This window comes from Micromonospora zingiberis, from assembly GCF_004331455.1.
In the GTDB taxonomy this organism is placed as follows: Bacteria; Actinomycetota; Actinomycetes; order Mycobacteriales; family Micromonosporaceae; genus Micromonospora; species Micromonospora zingiberis.
In genome coordinates this window covers 339,188-355,115 of sequence record NZ_SJJR01000004.1, presented here as the reverse complement: position 1 = coordinate 355,115, position 15,928 = coordinate 339,188, and the positions used below count along the sequence as shown (strand labels likewise).

The window sequence follows — 15,928 nt, the reverse complement described above, 5'->3', positions numbered from 1 at the left end:
ATCAACGGGGATAGGGCGGGGCTTGGCAGGAGACGGCGTGAGGGAGGGGTTGGCGTGAGTGGGCGGCAGAAGGTGTTGTTGGTGGGGCTCGGGGTGCTGCTGGTGGTGTTGTTCGCGGTGGCGGTGGCGGGGGGTACGGGTCGGGACGACCCGGGGCGGCCGGGAGGGCGGCACCCGCTGGTGGAGCTGCTGGGGCGGGCCGGTGGCGGACGGAGCGCGGTCGACCCGGCCAGCGTCGAGGCGGGGTGTGCCGAGGCGCCCGGCCAACTGGCGGTGGTCGGCGACTGCGAGCTGCGGGTCGCCGACCCGGGTGAGCTGCGGACGCTGATCCTGCGTAGCCCGGACGAGTTCAGGGTCGAGGCGCCGGCACCGGGTGACGCCGAGTTCAGCGTGGCCGACACGGTCACCCCGGCCGAGGACGGCACCGGTGCGGTCGCCCGGATCGCGGTGGACCGGCCGGTCACGGTGACGGTGCGCTGCCCCGACGGCTGCCTGGTCACGGTCGCCGGACAGTGAGGCGAGGAGGTCGCTGATGGGTGCCTTACGCAAGCCGTTCCTGCTGCTGGCGATGCTCGCCCTGGTGCTGGCGGTCGGCGTCGAGGTCGGCGCCGGGCTGCTGCTGGGCGGGGCGGACGCCGGCCCGGCACTGGCCGGCGGCGCCGCCGACCTCGGTGTCGAGGTCGCCGACGTGAGCGGGGTCAGCGAGCCGTCCGGACGGGGCACCGGCTATCTGGCGCTGGTCGACGCGGCGGCGCTGTGGACCACCGGGCTGTTCTGCCTGGGACTGGTGCTGCCCGAACGGATCCACGGGCGGATCCAGGGCGTCGCCACGCTGATCTTCTCGATCGTCCTGATCATCGTGGCGTTCCTGGCCCTGGTCTTCGCCTTCGTCGAGCTGACGATCATGGTTTCGCTCTTCCTGGCACCGCCGTTCGGCACGCTGGCCTACCTGGCGCTCTGGGGCTTCTTCCCGGTCGGCGACGCGTCCGTCCTGCTCGGCCTGGTACTGCTGCTCAAGCTCGCCTGGGCCGCTCTGCTGCTGCTGGCCCAGCCCAAGTTCCTCCAGAACAAGGGCCTGGTGCTGCTGATCGGGACCAGCCTGCTCTGCACGGTGCTGCTGGAGTTCCTGCACCGCCTGGTGCCGGTGATCGTGGTGAGCATCCTCGACGACGTGGGCGCGCTCGTCTTCGCGGTGGTCGCGATCGTCTGGGCGCTGGTGCTGTTGATCGGTGCGATCCCGGCGATCGTCAAGGCGATCCGCGCCACCGCCGCCCTGCGCGCCGAGACCGACCCGCACCGGTAGTGCGGCCGGGACTTCGGCACCCCAGGGGTCGCGCCGGCCGGCTATGGTTGTGGCGTGATCGGGCTCGGCATGCTCTGGTACCTCGTCGGTGTGTTGGCCGACGCGGGTGCCACCGGCATGTTCTCCGGCACCGCGGCGGCGACCGGCGTCCTGCTGACCGTCGTGCTCGCCGCCTCGAACCTGCTCTACCGGGTGGTCACCGCACCCGAGCTGCGGGTCACCCGCCGGATGATGCGCGAACGCTCGGGACGCACCGGCGTACCCCGCCACCGTGATCCGGACGCGGCCGGCCGGGCCCGGCCCAGGGCCCCGACGGCGACCCTCGCGGTCGCCTGAGCCTCCTCGTCTCCTGCCGCTCGACGGCGACCGCACCTGACTGTCTCCTGCCTGTTCTCAGTCACCGGTCGTATCCGAGGGGTGCATCATGTCCAATTTGTCGATTCATGGCGGGTTCTCCGCCGACTGTTCGCTGGCCGGAGTCCGCCGGTGAGCACTCTGTTCAGCCCACTGATGGCGGCGATCTACGGCGGCATCTCCGTGATCCTGCTGTTCTGGCACGCCGCCTGGCAGCTCGTCTTCGGCGACGCGCCGATGCTGGGCACCAACTGGTCCTGGGTGCTCGGCATCGTCTTCCTGGTGCTCACCGTGCGGGCGCTGCTCTTCCCGGTCTTCGTCAAACAGATCAAGTCGCAGCGGGCGATGCAGGCATTGCAGCCGCAGACCAAGGCGCTTCAGGAGAAGCACAAGGGTGACCGGGAGACCCTACAGAGAGAACTCGTCGAGCTGTACCGGACGGAGAAGGCCAACCCGCTGATGGGCTGCCTGCCGATGCTGGTGCAGATTCCCGTCTTCCTGGGCCTGTTCCACGTGCTGCGGCACCTCAAGCCGACCATGCCGGAGCACATGAAGACGTTGTACGGCTGGTCGGTCACCCAGTTCGACAGCGCCTCGTCGGCGACGCTGTTCGGCGCGCCCATCGCGGCCAGTTTCCGCTCCACCGAGCAGGAGTTGGCCCTGCTCGGCGCCGGCGGGGTCACGGTCCGGGTGGTCGCCGCGATCCTGATCGTCGTGATGATCGCGACGACCTACCTGAGCAGCCGGCAGATGATCCTGCGGACCGGGTGGGCCGATGACCCGCAGCAGAAGATGGTGCAGCGGCTGATGCTCTACGGCATCCCGCTGTCGCTGCTCGTCTCCGGTCTGATCTTCCCGATCGGTGTGATCATCTACTGGGTCACCACGAACCTGTTCTCACTGGGCCAGCAGACCTGGGTACTACGCAAGTACCCACCCCCACCCGCCAACGGCACCGCCACCCCGAAAGCCACCACCCCGAAAGCCGCCACCCCGAAAGCCGCCACCTCGAAAGCCGGCGCCGACGACGCCGTGCCCCCGAGGTCACTGGCCCCGAAGGTGGGCGCGAAACCGAAACGGCGCCCCTGACCCCGCCGAGTTCCCGCCCCCGGTGCGGTTGTTCAACCCCGCACCGGGGGCGGTAACGCGACCACGATCAGCGCAGCTGCGAGGTGGTCCAGCGGGGGGAGGTGTTGGTCACCGGGGCGAGGCCGCCGACCAGGGTGGTGCGGGCCTGGGCCGCGCGGTGGGCGCTGGTGCCGACCCAGAGGTCGACGTCACCGGGCTCCACGACCCGGGTGAGCGTACGGTCGGAGAAGGCCAGGCGGGTGGTGGGCACGGACAACTCGACCGTGACCGACTGACCCGGCTCCAGGTGGAGCCGGTGGTAGCCGAGCAGTTGCGCCACCGGCCGGGTCACCGAGGCCACCAGGTCGCGGCCGTAGAGCTGGACCACCTCCTCGCCGGCGACCGGGCCGGTGTTGGTGACCCGGACGCTCACCTGCACCGTGCCGTCGGTCGGCACCGTGGCCGGCACCGTCAGGTCGGCGTACGCGAACGTGGTGTACGACAGGCCGTGGCCGAAGGGCGCCACCGGCGTCGCGGGCAGGTTCGTCACCTCGCTGCCCTCCCCCAGCGTGGGATGCAGGTACGAGTACGGCTGCGCCCCCGCCGAGCCGGGCAGCGTGACCGGCAGCCGACCCGACGGGTTGACCCGCCCGGAGAGCACACCGGCGATCGCCCCGGCCCCCTCCTCACCCGGGAAGAACGCCTGCACCACCGCCGCGCACCGGGACAGTGCCCAGCCCAGCGCGTACGGCCGCCCGGTGAGCAGCACCAGGACGACCGGCGTACCGGTGGCCGCCACCGCCTCGACGAGTTCGCGCTGCACCCCGGGCAGCTCCAGGTCGTCGCGGTCGCAGCCCTCGCCGACGGTGCCGCGTCCGAACAGGCCGGCGTGGTCGCCGACGACAAGTACGGCGACGTCCGCGGCGGAGGCCGTGGCCACCGCCTCGGCGAAGCCGGAACGGTCCTCGGTGTCCACGTCGCAGCCCCGCGCCCAGCTGACCTGCCCGGCGCCGAACTCGCCGCGCAGCGCGTCGAGCACGGTGGGCACCTCGATGCCGGTCTCCACGCCGGGGTGCTGGGCGAGGACGTGGTTGAGGAACGAGTAGCAGCCGAACAGCGCGGCCTCCCGGTCGGCGTTCGGGCCGACGACCGCCACCCGCCGCCCCGCCGGCAGTGGCAGCACGCCCTGGTTGGCGACCAGGACGACGGACTTCTCCGCCAGCCGGCGGGCGATCGCCCGATGCTCGGGCGAGTCGAGGTCGACCTGCTCGGCCGGCTCGTCGCCGAAGGTGGCGTCGAGCAGGCCCAGTTCGAGCTTCTGCCGCAGCACCCGGAGCACGGCGCGGTCGACCAGCGCCTCGTCGACCCGGCCGCCGCGCACCGACTCGACCAGGGTCAGGTAGGCGTCGCCGGTCGGCAGCTCGATGTCCACCCCGGCGGTGAGCGCCTGCACGGCCGCCTCGGCGTGGTCGCCCGCGACGTGGTGCAGCAGGTTGAGAAACGCCACCCCGAAGTAGTCGGCCACCACCGTGCCGTCGAAGCCCCACCGGTCCCGCAGCACACCGGTCAGCAGGGACGCATCGGCGGCGACCGGTACGCCGTCGATCTCGGCGTACGAGTGCATGACCGAACGGACGTCGCCGTCCAGCACCGCCATCTCGAACGGCAGGAGCAGCACATCGGCGATCTCCCGGGGGCCGGCGTGCACCGGAGCGAAGTTGCGCCCGGCCCGCGAGGCGGAGTAGCCGACGAAGTGCTTCAGGGTGGCGTGCACCCCCTGGGATTGCAGGCCACGCACGTACGACGTGCCGAGGGTGCCGACCAGGTACGGGTCCTCGGCGATGCACTCGTCGACCCGACCCCAGCGCGGGTCACGGATCACGTCCAGCACCGGGGCGAGTCCCTGATGGATGCCGAGGGCCCGCATCGAGGTTCCGATCGCGGCGGCCATCTCGGTGACCAGGTCGGGATCGAACGCCGCACCCCACGCCAACGGGGTGGGAAAGGTCGCCGCCTTCCAGGCCGACAACCCGGTGAGGCACTCCTCGTGCACGATCGCCGGGATGCCGAGCCGGGTGCCGGTGACCAGTTTCGACTGGAACTTCCACAGCCAACCGGCGCGGGCCGCGGCGTCGACCGGACGGGTGCCGTACGCCCGGGTGAGGTGACCCAACCCGTTGCGGGAGAAGGTCTCCAACCTGCCGACGTCGGCGAACTCGCCCTGCAACGGGGCGACGGCCTCGCCCTCCTCCTTCTCCCAGAACCCGACGAGCTGCGCGACCTTCTCCTCGATCGTCATCCGACCGAGCAGGTCACGTACGCGCGACTCGCCGTCCGGCCCGTCCCGCCCGTCCGGCCGGTCGTGGCGCGGATCTGTTTGAGTCGGCGCCGACGCGCCCACCACCTGACGGACCTCAGTCATGCTGTGCCTTCCATTCTGTGCTCGTGCGGCTGCCGCTCAGCCCTTGACCGCACCTTGCAGGCCCCCGACGATCTGTTTCTCGGCGAAGGTGAAAAAAAGCAGGGCGGGCAGCATCGCCAGCGAGGTGAAGGCGAGGATGCCGGCCGTGTCGGAGGTGTACTGGCTGGAGAAGTTCTGCACGCCCAGCGGCAGGGTGTGCAGGCTGGCGTCGCCGAGGACGAGCAGCGGCAGGAGGAAGGCGTTCCAGCTCGTGACGAACGCGAGGATCCCGACGGTGACCAACGCCGGCCGCGACAGCGGCAGCATGATGCGCCAAAGGAAGCCGAGCCGGCCGGTGCCGTCGATCGCCGCCGCGTCCTCCAGCTCACGGGGGATGGCGGACAGGAACGGTCGCAGGATGACGATCGTCAGCGGCAGCGAGAAGGCGACCTGCGGGAGGATCACCGCGTAGTACGAGTTGATCAGGTTGAGATCGCGCAGCATGAGGTAGAGCGGCAGGATCGCCGCGCCGGCCGGGAACAGCAGGCCGAGGGTGAAGAAGGTGTAGAGCACCTCACGCCCGCGGAAGGTGTACCGGGCGAGCACGAACGCGGCGCAGACCCCCAGGGCCACCACGCCGAGCGTGGTGCCCAGGGAGACCACGGCGCTGTTGAACGCCTGCCGCCAGAAGTCGCTCTGGGTCAGCACCCGGACGTAGTTGTCGACGACCCACGGGTCGGGCAGGCCGGCCGGGTTCGCCACGATCTGCGGGGTGGTGCGGAAGCCGCCGATGATCACGTAGACCACCGGCGTGATCGACACGGCCGCGACCGCGAGCGCCAGCGCGTAGGTCAGCGGGTTGCCCCAGGACACCGGACGGCGCTTGGCGGACGGCGACAGGACGGTGTTCGCGGTCACGGTCGGTTTGCCCTTCTGGTGATGGCGCCCTCGATGTCCCGGCGGAGCAGGAAGCGCTGGAACAGCAGCGCCGCGACGAACGAGATGGCGAACAGGATCACCGCGACCGCGTTGCCGTAGCCCCACAGCCGGGCGAAGAAGCCGTTGTCCACCATGTACGTCGCCATGGTGGCCGACGCGCCGAGCGAGCGTACGGCCGGCACCGAGGTCACCCAGATCACGTCGAAGACCTGCAACGAGCCGATCATGGACAGGAACATCCAGATCCGGATCGTCGGACCCAGCAGCGGCAGCGTGACGTGGCGCTGGATCTGCCACCAACTCGCCCCGTCGATCGCGGCGGCCTCGTTCAGCTCCTGGGGCACGTTGGACAGCCCGGCCAGCAGCAGGATGATCGCGAAGCCGACGTACTTCCAGGTGAGCACGAACAGCAGCGTCCAGATGACGAGGTCCAGGTCGGCCAGCCATGGCTGGACCAGACCGCCCAGCCCGATCGAGCGCAGCAGCGCGTCGAAGGTGCCGCCGTCGGTCAGGATCAGCTTCCACATGATGCCGACGGTGACCTCGGCGAGCACGTACGGCACGAACGCCAGCAGGCGGAACACCGTACGGCCGCGGAAGTTGCGGTTGAGCAGCAGGGCCACGCCCAGTGCGATGGGGCCCTGGATGGCCAGCGACCCGAAGACGATGATCGCGTTGTTGCGCAGCGCGTCGAGGAAGATCGGGTCCTGGAAGGCCATGACGTAGTTGTCGAAGCCGATGTACTCGGTGGGCGGTCCGACTCCACGCCAGCGGAACAGGCTGTAGTAGAAGGCGAAGCCCATCGGGACCAGCACGAACATCACGTACACGACGATCGCCGGGGTGGTGAGTCCGATGATCTCGTACCACTTGCGTCGGGTCTCGGCGGCCCGATTGGACGTACGCCCGGCGGGCCGGAGCCCCGCCGGCGACGCGGGTACGCCGCCGGCGGGGTTCAGGGTCTGGTTGGTCGAGGTCACTTGCGGGCGGCCGACTTCATCGCGTCGACGACCTGCTGCGGCGTACCGTTGCCGGCGAAGATGGCGACGATCGCGTCGTTCATCGCGTTGCCGACGGTGCTGCCGAAGGCGGTGTCCAGCCAGAGCTGCACGTAGGTCGCACCGGTGGTGGCCTCCAGGATGGACCGTAGGGCGGGGTCCTGGACACCGGACTCGGCGCCCTTGGCGACGGGCAGGCCGGTGCCGGTCTCGGCGTAGCCCTTCTGCACCTCGGGGCTGACGATGTACTTGAGGAACTCGACGCACTCGGCCGGGGCGTTCTTGGCGCAGGCGAATCCGTCGCCACCGCCGAGGGCCGCCTTCGGGTCGCCGGCCGAACCGCTGATCGCCGGGACCGGGAACCAGCCGATGAACTTGTTCAGCGCCTCGGTGTCCTCGGCCACCGTGTCCAGGGTGCCCTTGTTCCAGTCACCCATCAGCTCCATCGCGGCCTTGCCGTTGGCGAGCATGCCGTTGGCGCTGGTCGGGTCGTTCTGCCCGGGGGTGGCGATGAAGTTGTTCTGGAACGGCTTGGTGTCGATGAAGGACTTCAGGTCCTCGCCGGCCTTGACGAAGCACGGGTCTTCGAAGTCCAGGTCGGTAGAGGCCTTCTTCAGCGTGTCGACGGAGCAGGCCCGCAGGGCGAAGTTGTACCACCAGTGGGCGGCCGGCCACTTGTCACCGGCGCCGACTGCGATCGGCACGACGTTGATCGCCTTGAGCTTGGTGACGGCCTCGTTGAGTTCGTCGAACGTGGTCGGCGGGGCCGCGATGCCGGCCCGCTCGAACATGTCCTTGTTGTACCAGATGCCCTCGATGCCCATCCGGTACGGCAGACCGTACTGCTTGCCGTTCACCGCCCAGATCTCGGCGGAGCTGCCGATGTTGGCAACCTCGCCCTTCGCCTGTTCGGTGATGTCCTTGAGGTAGTCGGCCTCGACCTGCTCGCGGATCTCACCGCCACCCCAGGCCTGGAAGATGTCCGGCGGGTCGTTGCTCAGCAGCGCGGCGGGCAGCCGGGTGCGCTGGAGCTGGTTGGTCTCGATCCCCTCGATCTCGATGGTGACGGTGGGATGCAGGGCGTTGAAGTCCTTGGCGACCTTCGCCCAGTACTCCTTGCCGGGCCCGTCCTGGGAGGCGTTGTGCCACCAGGTCAGGGTCACCGGGTTCTTGAACAGCTCGCTCTCGGGTGGTGCGTCGGACTCGCCGCCGCTACATCCGGCGGCAAGCAGGGCGGTGGTGATGGACAGCGCTAGGACGGTGCGTGCGCGGCGCGTTATAGCCATCGTTATCTCCTCGACTAGTCAGTCGCGGTGCTCGGCCTGCCGGCGAGTTTTACAGCCGTGTAACCGAGTGTCAATCGGTGTCGATAACGTTTTCGAATCGCCGCTGACGGCGCCCGGGCCGCCCTCTATCATCGTCGGCGTGGCGTTCCCGCAGCGTGTCAACATGTCGGACGTGGCCCGCGCGGCCGGCGTCTCCGTGGCAACCGTATCCAAGGTGGTGAATGGTAGGTACGGCGTGGCACAGGCGACCGTAGAGCGCGTCCAGCAGGTCATCCACCAGCTCGGCTACGAGGCCAGCCTGGGAGCGCAGAGCCTGCGCAGCCATCGGACGAACGTGTTGGGCATCCTGGTGGCCGAGTTCGAACCGTTCTCCACCGAGCTGCTCAAGGGCGCCTCCTCGGAGGTCACCGGCACCGGCTACCAGTTGCTCGCCTACTCCAGCGGCGACGGGGCCGGTGCGGCCGTCGGCTGGGAACGGCGGTCCCTGGCGCGGCTGTCCGGCACGCTCATCGACGGAGCCGTGATCGTCACCCCGACCGTGGTGGAGACCAAACAGGGCTTCCACGTCGTCGCCGTCGACCCGCACACCGGCCCGTCCGGTCTACCCACCGTCGACTCCGACAACTTCGCCGGTGCCGTACTGGCGACCAACTACCTGCTGTCGCTCGGCCACCGCCGGATCGGGCACATCAGCGGACGCGCCGACCTGGAGTCGTCCCGGCTGCGCGAGGCGGGCTTCCGGCAGGCCATGGCCGACGCGGGCGTGTCGGTGGACGAGCGGCTGGTCCGGGTCGGCGGATTCCGCATCGAGAGCACCGCCAGCACGGCCGGCGAACTGCTCGCCCTTCCCGACCGGCCGACCGCGGTCTTCGCCGGTAACGACCTGTCGGCGATCTCCACGATCGACGTCGCCCGGCGCATGGGCCTGTCGGTGCCCGACGATCTGTCCGTGATCGGCTTCGACAACGTGCCGGAGTCGGCGTTGGTCAACCCGCCGCTGACGACGATCATGCAACCGATACAGCGGATGGGCGCCGAGGCGTTGCGCCTGCTCGTCGACCTGATCGCCGGCGTCGAGCGCGACATCCACATCCGGCTGCCCACCGAACTGGTGGTCCGGGCCTCCTGCCGCCCCCTGGACGCCTGACCACCGTTTGCCGCTTCTCGCACCATCTGACGGTGCGCTTCCCCGTCGACGGTATTTCCCGGGCCACCGCCGGCTCCTACAAGGCGTAACCGCGTCGACACCGGCGGGAAACAGCCGGGGTCGGCCAACGCTCCGTCGATGGGAGAGACCTGCCATGAGCAGTGTAGGGAGACGGCTCCGCCGGGCCGTGTGGGTCGGGTTCGTGGGAGCGGCGCTGACCGGCCTGCTGGCGGCCAGCGCCGCCGCCGCGCCGATCGGGCAGGGAACGGACCGCGCCGCCGCGGCGGCCCGCACCGACGCCTACATCAAGGACGTCGCCGACGATGTCGGCGACCAGCCGCACTCGTTCAACCCGCTCTGGGCCAGCCCCGACATCAAGGTCTGCCCGACGGCCGTGGAGTGCGCCGTCAGCCAGAACCCGATCGTCGGCGCCACCAACTACGTCTTCGTCAAGCTGCGTAACCCGGGCCCGTACGGCACGGGCACCAGCACCGGTGTGCTCCATCTCTACCGGACCACGCCCGGTGGCGGTGCGGTCTGGCCGACCCACTGGACCCAGATCGGCGCGGTCAGCGTGGTCGCCGCCGCGGGCGTCACCACGGTCACCATCCCGTGGACCGGCGTGCCCGGGCCGGGACACTTCTGCCTGCTCGCCCGCTGGGTGTCCGACTCCGACCCGATGACCTTCGAGGGCCCGGACATCAGCACCAACACCCGCTACAACAACAACATCGCCTGGCGCAACGTCGACTCGGTCCAGCTCACCGCCGGCGGCGGCCCGGTGGTCCGGCCCTTCGCCATCGGCAACTCGCTGACCGTACCGTCGACCAACGAGGTGCTCTTCGCGGCGGCCGAGCCGCTCCAGGAGATCGGTGCCCGAGTGGTCGTCGACCTCGGCCCGGTGCTGTTCGAGCGGTGGCGCGCCGGTGGCGGTGTCGGCACCGGGGTCCGACCGATCGGCCGGACGCAGGTGGAGATCGTCGAACCGAAGTGGGCCAGCCTGGGCAACCTGCGGCTCAACCCCGGTGAGCGGTTGGAGTTCTCGTTGCAGTTCTCCGCCGAACGAGCCAGCAACCGGCTGTGGCCGTTCAAGGTGATCCAGTTCGGCCCGGACACCAGCGGAACCAAGGTGGCCGACCTGGGCGGGGTGCAGTACCAGATCAGTTCCACGCTGCGCTAATTCCAGGAGGGGGTGTCGCGGGGGTCGCCGGTCGGCGGCCCCCGCGGTGTCAGCGCAGGCAGACCCAGTCGGTGACCACGGTGACCCCGCCGGCCCGGGCGTGCAGTTGGACCGGGCCGGGCGGCGGGACACCGAGCGAGAAGAGTCCCACGGCGTCGACCGAGGTCTCGTCGTAGGTGCCGTTCGCGGTCCGGGCACTGATCCGACCGCCGTCGGCCGGGCAGAGCTGCCCGACGATTCCCGCGGCACTCACCTCGATCTCCAACATGATCGGTCCGCCCCGGAAGGACAGGTTCCGGGCGGACCCGGCCGAGCGGGTGGGGCCGGCCGCTCCCGCCTCGCAGGCCGAGTCGAAGACCAACTCGGCGAGGGTCAACTCGGCGTCCACCGTCCGCCAGGCGAAGGCCGCCCGGGCTGCCCTCAGGTGCTCCTCGGGCACCTCCCCGGCGTCCCAGAGCGCCGCGCGCAGTTCCGCGCCCAGCCCGGCGTCATCGACCGGCGGCCACGGCTCCATCGCGGTCACCCCCCTTCGTCCCGTTGCTCGGGCGCAGACCAAGGTACGGGGCGAGGGCCGGACAGTCCCGCAACCGGCGCAGGCATCGGGCCTGGGTCGGCCCGATGCTGCCGATCGGTACGCCGAGCCGATCGGCGGCCTCCCGGTAGCTCAGCGGCGGATCGGCCGTCAGCAACGACAGCAACTCCTGGCACCGAGGCGGAAGCTGGGCGAAGCCCTCCCGCAGTGCCTGCCGCCGCTCGGTACGCAGCAGATCCTCGTCGGGCGCCGCCGAACTGCCGTCGTACCCGTCGAGGGCGCCGTCGGACGGGTCGACGGGCTGGGTACGCCGACCCAGGCGGGACATCCGGTAACACTCGCGTCGGGTGGTGACGGCCAGCCAGGCGGCCAGCGCCTCCGGCTTGCGTACCTGGTCGAGGTGTTCCACCAGCCGCAGCCAGACGGTCTGGTTGACGTCGGCCGCGTCGGCACCGCCCAGATCGTGGCTGCGGATCACCGAGTAGACCAGCGGGGTGTACCGGCGAACCAGCTCCGCCCAGGCCGACTCGTCGCCGCGCGCGGCGGCGGTTACCAGGGCCGTCGTGCTGTGCTCGGTCACCACGAGGCGCTCCGGGCGCTCATCCGACGAACACCCCGTAGTCGGGGTGCCAGCGCGGCGCCGCCAGCAAGGCCAGCCGGGCCGCGTCGGCGCTCAGGTCACCGGCGGTCATCAGGGCGGCGAGCCGGCCGGAGACGTGAGCCGCGGCGAACGAGGTGCCGGCCCAGGAGGCGAAGCCGTGGAAGAGCCGGGTCGGCCGGCCGGGCAGCGGCAGCCGGCCCTCGACGTACGTGCTGTCGCGTCGGCCGAGGGCGCAGGCGTCGACCCATGGCCCGAATCCGCTGTACGCCGCCGGCACCACGCCGGTGTGGTCCGCACCGACCGCGGCGACCCCCACGACCCGGTTCAGGGCGGCCGGCCAGACCGGCCGGTCGGTGCCGGCGTTGCCCGCCGCCGCCACCACGGCGGTGCTGGACGGCAATCCGGCCACGGCGTTGGCCAGTGGCAACGAGGGCTGGTCGTCGAGGGTGAACCCGCCCAGCGAGAGGTTCACCACGGACGCCTGCGGCTCCAGTCGACCCAGGGCGGCCACCAGCATGGCCTCGTCGCCGATGCCGGTGGGAGCCAGGGCCGCCTCCGGGTCGACGCGTACGCCTGGCGCGGCCTGCCGGACCACCCCGGCGACGAAGGTGCCGTGACCGCCCTGCGCGGCGAGCACGTCGGTGTGCAGGTAGAGCGGATCCTCGTCGTCGAGCTCCGGCAGGTACGCGCCGCCCAGCCAGTCCGGGTGGCAGACGCCGGCCTGCCGCCAGATGCCGGTGTCGCAGATGCCCACCGTCACCCCCGCCCCCTCGCCGAGCCGGGTCGGGTCCGGTGGCGTCAGGGCGGCGGACGACCGGGGTGGCGTACCGGGGTTGCCCATGATGTTGCCCAGGCCGAGCAGCACGTGATGCGGTTGCACCAGAGGCACCGACTGACCGGGCCACTGTCGGGGGTCGCGCAGCCTCGTCACGGTGGTGGGGATGTCGGTCTCCGCGGCGAACTGCAACCGGGTGACACCGGCGAAGGTGTCCGCGATCGTCACCGGTTGTCCGCTGTTCGCCAGCCAGGCCGCGACCCGCCGGGCGTCGCCGGCGGCGGCGAGCAACTGCCGGGGCCGGTAGAGAATTTCCCGGCCGGTGGCGAGGTACCGCCGCACGTTGCGATCGGCATTCAGCGTTTGTGCGAATGCGAGCTGGTATGCCTGGTCGTCAGCGGGGTCGGTGTCGCCGCGCGCGGGCGCCGGACGCAGCCCGGCGCCGAGCGGGAGTGCCGCCGCGGCCAGGGCGGATGCGGCGAGCAGTCGGCGACGGGACGGCCGGCCGGTGGGGCGTGGCGGGGTGGGGTGGTCAGGACGCACGGATCCTCCAACTGCGCGGGAGCGGGCACGCTCACCGGTGGCCGGCGCGGCGGAATTCCCGCGGACCTCACCAATTCTTCCAATCAATCGGTGCATGTCAATGAGGCGAAAGACCATTCCCCGAGTTCTCGGCGAGGCCATTAGTCGACATTGACGGTCGGCCATGGATGGTGAAATCTTTGACTATGCCCGACAGCACCGGTACCGGTGCCGGAGCCGCCCAGGCGGCACTCGACCTCGTCCAGCGCTGTCCGCGCGATGCGATCACGATCGCCACCCAGGTGCTCGCCACGCACCCCGCCGATCACGACGAGCGCGCCACCGCCGACCGGGCCATCGGCCTGGCCCTGCGGGAACTCAACGAGCTGCCCGGCGCGCTGCGCCACCTGCGCCGGGCGGTCCGCACCGCCAGGACCGCCCGGACCCGGGCGCTGGCCCGGATGAGTCTCGGCTACGTGCTGGCCAACTCCGGTCGTACGGCGGCGGCGCTGGGCGCGGTGACCGCCGCGCTGCCCGAGTTGACCGGCGCGGACGCCGGACGTGCCCGGATGCAGCGGGGGGTGGTGCTGCACTACCGGGGGCTGTACGACGAGGCGGTGCGCGACTACGGCCACGCCATCGACATCGCCCAACGCGAGGGCGACGCCCTGCTGGAAGCCCGGGCCCGGAACAACCGTGGCCTGCTCAATGCCCACCGGGGTACCGCCGACGGCACCGACGACCTGGCCCGGGCGGCGGCCGTGTTCGACGGCCTCGGGCTGGATCTGGCGGCGGCCGACGCCCGCTGGAACGGCGGGATCGCCGCCGGCCTGCGCGGCGATGTCGCGGCGGCACTGCGCTGCTTCGCCGCCGTCGGCGAGGAGTACCAGCGGCTGGCCGTGCCCCGGCCGGCGTTGCTGCTCGACCGCCTCGAACTGCTGCTGTCGGTGCCGCTGGTCGACGAGGCGGTGCAGGTCGCGGCCACCGCCATCGGGGAACTGCGCAGCCGGGGCCTGGCCTCCGATCTCGCCGAGGCGCTGCTGGCCCAGGCGCGGGCCGCGCTGCTCGCCGGTGACCTGGACACCGCCACCCGGGCCGCCGCGGCGGCGCGTACCCGGTTCCGCCGCCAGGGCCGCCGCACCTGGGCCGCCTTCGCCCGCCACGTCGAGCTGCGCGCCGAGTACCGCCGGGGCACCCGCTCCGCCGCGCTGTTGCGGGCCCTGGTGCGTACCGCCGACCAGCTCGACGCCACCGGCTGGCCCGACCCCGCGCTGACCACCCGCGTCGATGCCGGCCTGCTGGCGACCGAGTTGGGGCGGACCGGCCAGGCGGTGCGGCTGTTCGCGCGGGCCGCCCGCACCCGGGGTCGCGGTACCGCCCCACGACGCGCGCGAGGTTGGTACGCCCTCGCGCTGTCCCGCCGGCTCGGCGGCGACGAGACCGGCGCGGCCCGAGCGCTCCGGCGCGGCCTGGCCGTACTCGACCGGCACCGCACCTCACTGGGCGCCACCGAACTACGGGCGCACAGCGGGGTCCACGGGCAGGAGTTGGCGGCCGAAGGGCTGGACATCGCGGTCCGGGCCGGCGCGCCGGCCCAGGTGCTGGCCTGGGCCGAACGATGGCGGGCCAACACGCTGCGGATGCGCCCGGCGCTCCCGCCCGACGACCCCGACCTGGTCGCCGCCCTCGCCGAACTCCGGCTGGTCAGCAGCCTGCTGGAGGACGCGGTGCTGGCCGGACGGCCGGCACGCAGCCTGCGTGAGCGGCAGACCCGGCTCGAACAACGCATCCGTGACCTGGCCCGGCGGGTGCCCGGCGGGGCCAAGGTGGTCGCCCCGCCGAGCGTGGGCGGGCTGGCCGACCGGCTCGGCACCCGGGTCCTGGTCGAGTTGGTGGCACACGGCGACCGGCTGCGGGCGGTGCTGCTGCGCGACGGCCGGACCAGCCTGCACGAGCTGGGTCCGCTCGACGAGGCGGCCCGGCTGGCCCGGTGGCACCGGTTCGGGTTGCGCCGGCAGATCGTCAGCGGCGACTCGGCCGCCGCGCGGGCCGGCGCCGAACACGCCGCCGTGGCCCTCGACCGCCAACTCTTCGAGCCGTTGCGGCGGCGGCTGGCCGACCGCGACCTGGTGCTCGTCCCGGTCGGCGCCTTGCACGCCGTCGGCTGGGCCGGGTTGCCGACCTGCGCCGGTCGGGCCGTGACGGTCGCCCCGTCGGCCACCGTCTGGCTCGGCGCGGAGCGACGCGAGTCGTGGACCGGGCCACCGGTGCTGGCCAGCGGTCCGCGCCTGCCGGCCGGGCAGGCCGAGGTGGGCCGGCTCGCCCAGGTGCTGCCGGGCGCCCGGGTGCTCGCCGGCCCGGACGCCACGGTCGCCGCGCTGACCTCGGCAATGGACCGGGCCGGGATGGTGCACATCGCGGCGCACGGCACGTTCCGCGCGGACAATCCCCAGTTCTCCACCCTGGAACTCGCGGACGGGCCGCTGTTCGCCTACGAGTGGGAACGGATCACCCACCCACCCGCCTGCGTGGTGCTCTCCGCCTGCGAGTCGGGGCTGAACGGCGTCCGTCCGGGTGACGAGATCATGGGCTTCGCCGCGGTGCTGCTGGCGCGGGGCACCCGGTGCCTGATCGCCACCGTGCTACCGGTGCCGGCCGAACCCACCACCGCTCTCATGCTGGACCTGCATCGACGGATGCGGGCCGGCGCCCGACCGGCGCCGGCCCTCGCCGACGCCCAGCAGGCGTTCGTCGCGGCCGGCGACGACACCGCCCGGGCCACCGCCGCGGCGTTCGTCTGCCTCGGCGCCGGTTGACCGCCG

General features: G+C 71.7%; 14 protein-coding genes. 7 read left to right on the top strand and 7 right to left on the bottom strand.

The window, feature by feature from the left end; all coding sequences use genetic code 11:
* Positions 1-54 precede the first annotated feature (54 nt).
* The 4 genes from E0H26_RS29200 (at position 55) to yidC (ending at position 2,746) form a co-directional block, all read left to right on the top strand.
* Positions 55-516: a hypothetical protein gene (locus E0H26_RS29200; protein WP_165521793.1), complete on the top strand. Its 462-nt coding sequence runs from the start codon at positions 55-57 to the stop codon at positions 514-516.
* A gap of 16 nt (positions 517-532) precedes the next feature.
* On the top strand, positions 533-1,303 hold the full coding sequence (locus E0H26_RS09200; protein ID WP_131303118.1) for a hypothetical protein: 771 nt from the start codon (positions 533-535) through the stop codon (positions 1,301-1,303).
* Positions 1,304-1,357: 54 nt separating this feature from the next.
* Positions 1,358-1,639 (top strand): DUF6412 domain-containing protein, encoded by a 282-nt coding sequence (locus tag E0H26_RS09195; RefSeq protein WP_131303117.1) that lies wholly within the window; start codon positions 1,358-1,360, stop codon positions 1,637-1,639.
* Between the two features lie 174 nt (positions 1,640-1,813).
* On the top strand, positions 1,814-2,746 hold the full coding sequence (gene yidC, locus E0H26_RS09190) for a membrane protein insertase YidC (RefSeq protein WP_131303204.1): 933 nt from the start codon (positions 1,814-1,816) through the stop codon (positions 2,744-2,746).
* 67 nt (positions 2,747-2,813) lie between these two features.
* Here the strand turns inward: yidC and E0H26_RS09185 are convergent, their stop codons facing one another.
* The 4 genes from E0H26_RS09185 to E0H26_RS09170 are packed head-to-tail and all read right to left on the bottom strand — an operon-like array spanning position 2,814 to position 8,349.
* Positions 2,814-5,147 (bottom strand): beta-xylosidase/alpha-l-arabinosidase, encoded by a 2,334-nt coding sequence (locus E0H26_RS09185; RefSeq protein WP_131303116.1) that lies wholly within the window; start codon positions 5,145-5,147, stop codon positions 2,814-2,816.
* A 36-nt stretch (positions 5,148-5,183) separates the two neighbouring features.
* The gene (locus E0H26_RS09180; RefSeq protein ID WP_131303115.1) at positions 5,184-6,044 is read right to left on the bottom strand and encodes a carbohydrate ABC transporter permease; all 861 of its coding nucleotides are present in this window, start codon (positions 6,042-6,044) and stop codon (positions 5,184-5,186) included.
* Entirely contained in the window at positions 6,041-7,045 is a 1,005-nt protein-coding gene (locus E0H26_RS09175) for a carbohydrate ABC transporter permease (protein WP_131303114.1), read from the bottom strand. The genes E0H26_RS09180 and E0H26_RS09175 overlap by 4 nt, the downstream gene beginning before the upstream one ends.
* Positions 7,042-8,349 (bottom strand): ABC transporter substrate-binding protein, encoded by a 1,308-nt coding sequence (locus E0H26_RS09170; RefSeq protein ID WP_131303113.1) that lies wholly within the window; start codon positions 8,347-8,349, stop codon positions 7,042-7,044. The genes E0H26_RS09175 and E0H26_RS09170 overlap by 4 nt, the downstream gene beginning before the upstream one ends.
* A gap of 139 nt (positions 8,350-8,488) precedes the next feature.
* On the opposite strand from E0H26_RS09170, the gene E0H26_RS09165 reads away from it, so the two are divergent.
* Both E0H26_RS09165 and E0H26_RS09160 read left to right on the top strand, forming a co-directional pair.
* Complete coding sequence (locus E0H26_RS09165) at positions 8,489-9,496, top strand: LacI family DNA-binding transcriptional regulator (protein WP_131303112.1); 1,008 nt, start codon at positions 8,489-8,491, stop codon at positions 9,494-9,496.
* A 154-nt stretch (positions 9,497-9,650) separates the two neighbouring features.
* Positions 9,651-10,676 (top strand): hypothetical protein, encoded by a 1,026-nt coding sequence (locus tag E0H26_RS09160; RefSeq protein WP_131303111.1) that lies wholly within the window; start codon positions 9,651-9,653, stop codon positions 10,674-10,676.
* Positions 10,677-10,725: 49 nt separating this feature from the next.
* On the opposite strand, the gene E0H26_RS09155 is transcribed toward E0H26_RS09160, so the two are convergent.
* The 3 genes from E0H26_RS09155 to E0H26_RS09145 are packed head-to-tail and all read right to left on the bottom strand — an operon-like array spanning position 10,726 to position 13,127.
* On the bottom strand, positions 10,726-11,190 hold the full coding sequence (locus tag E0H26_RS09155) for a hypothetical protein (protein ID WP_131303110.1): 465 nt from the start codon (positions 11,188-11,190) through the stop codon (positions 10,726-10,728).
* The gene (locus E0H26_RS09150; protein ID WP_131303109.1) at positions 11,165-11,788 is read right to left on the bottom strand and encodes an RNA polymerase sigma factor; all 624 of its coding nucleotides are present in this window, start codon (positions 11,786-11,788) and stop codon (positions 11,165-11,167) included. Before E0H26_RS09150 ends, E0H26_RS09155 begins: the two co-directional genes overlap by 26 nt.
* 19 nt (positions 11,789-11,807) lie before the next feature.
* Entirely contained in the window at positions 11,808-13,127 is a 1,320-nt protein-coding gene (locus E0H26_RS09145) for a S8 family peptidase (protein WP_240742084.1), read from the bottom strand.
* 185 nt (positions 13,128-13,312) lie between these two features.
* Between E0H26_RS09145 and E0H26_RS09140 the strand changes: the two genes are divergently transcribed.
* Positions 13,313-15,922, top strand: a complete 2,610-nt coding sequence (locus E0H26_RS09140; RefSeq protein ID WP_165521792.1) for a CHAT domain-containing protein — start codon at positions 13,313-13,315, stop codon at positions 15,920-15,922.
* Positions 15,923-15,928 lie beyond the last annotated feature (6 nt).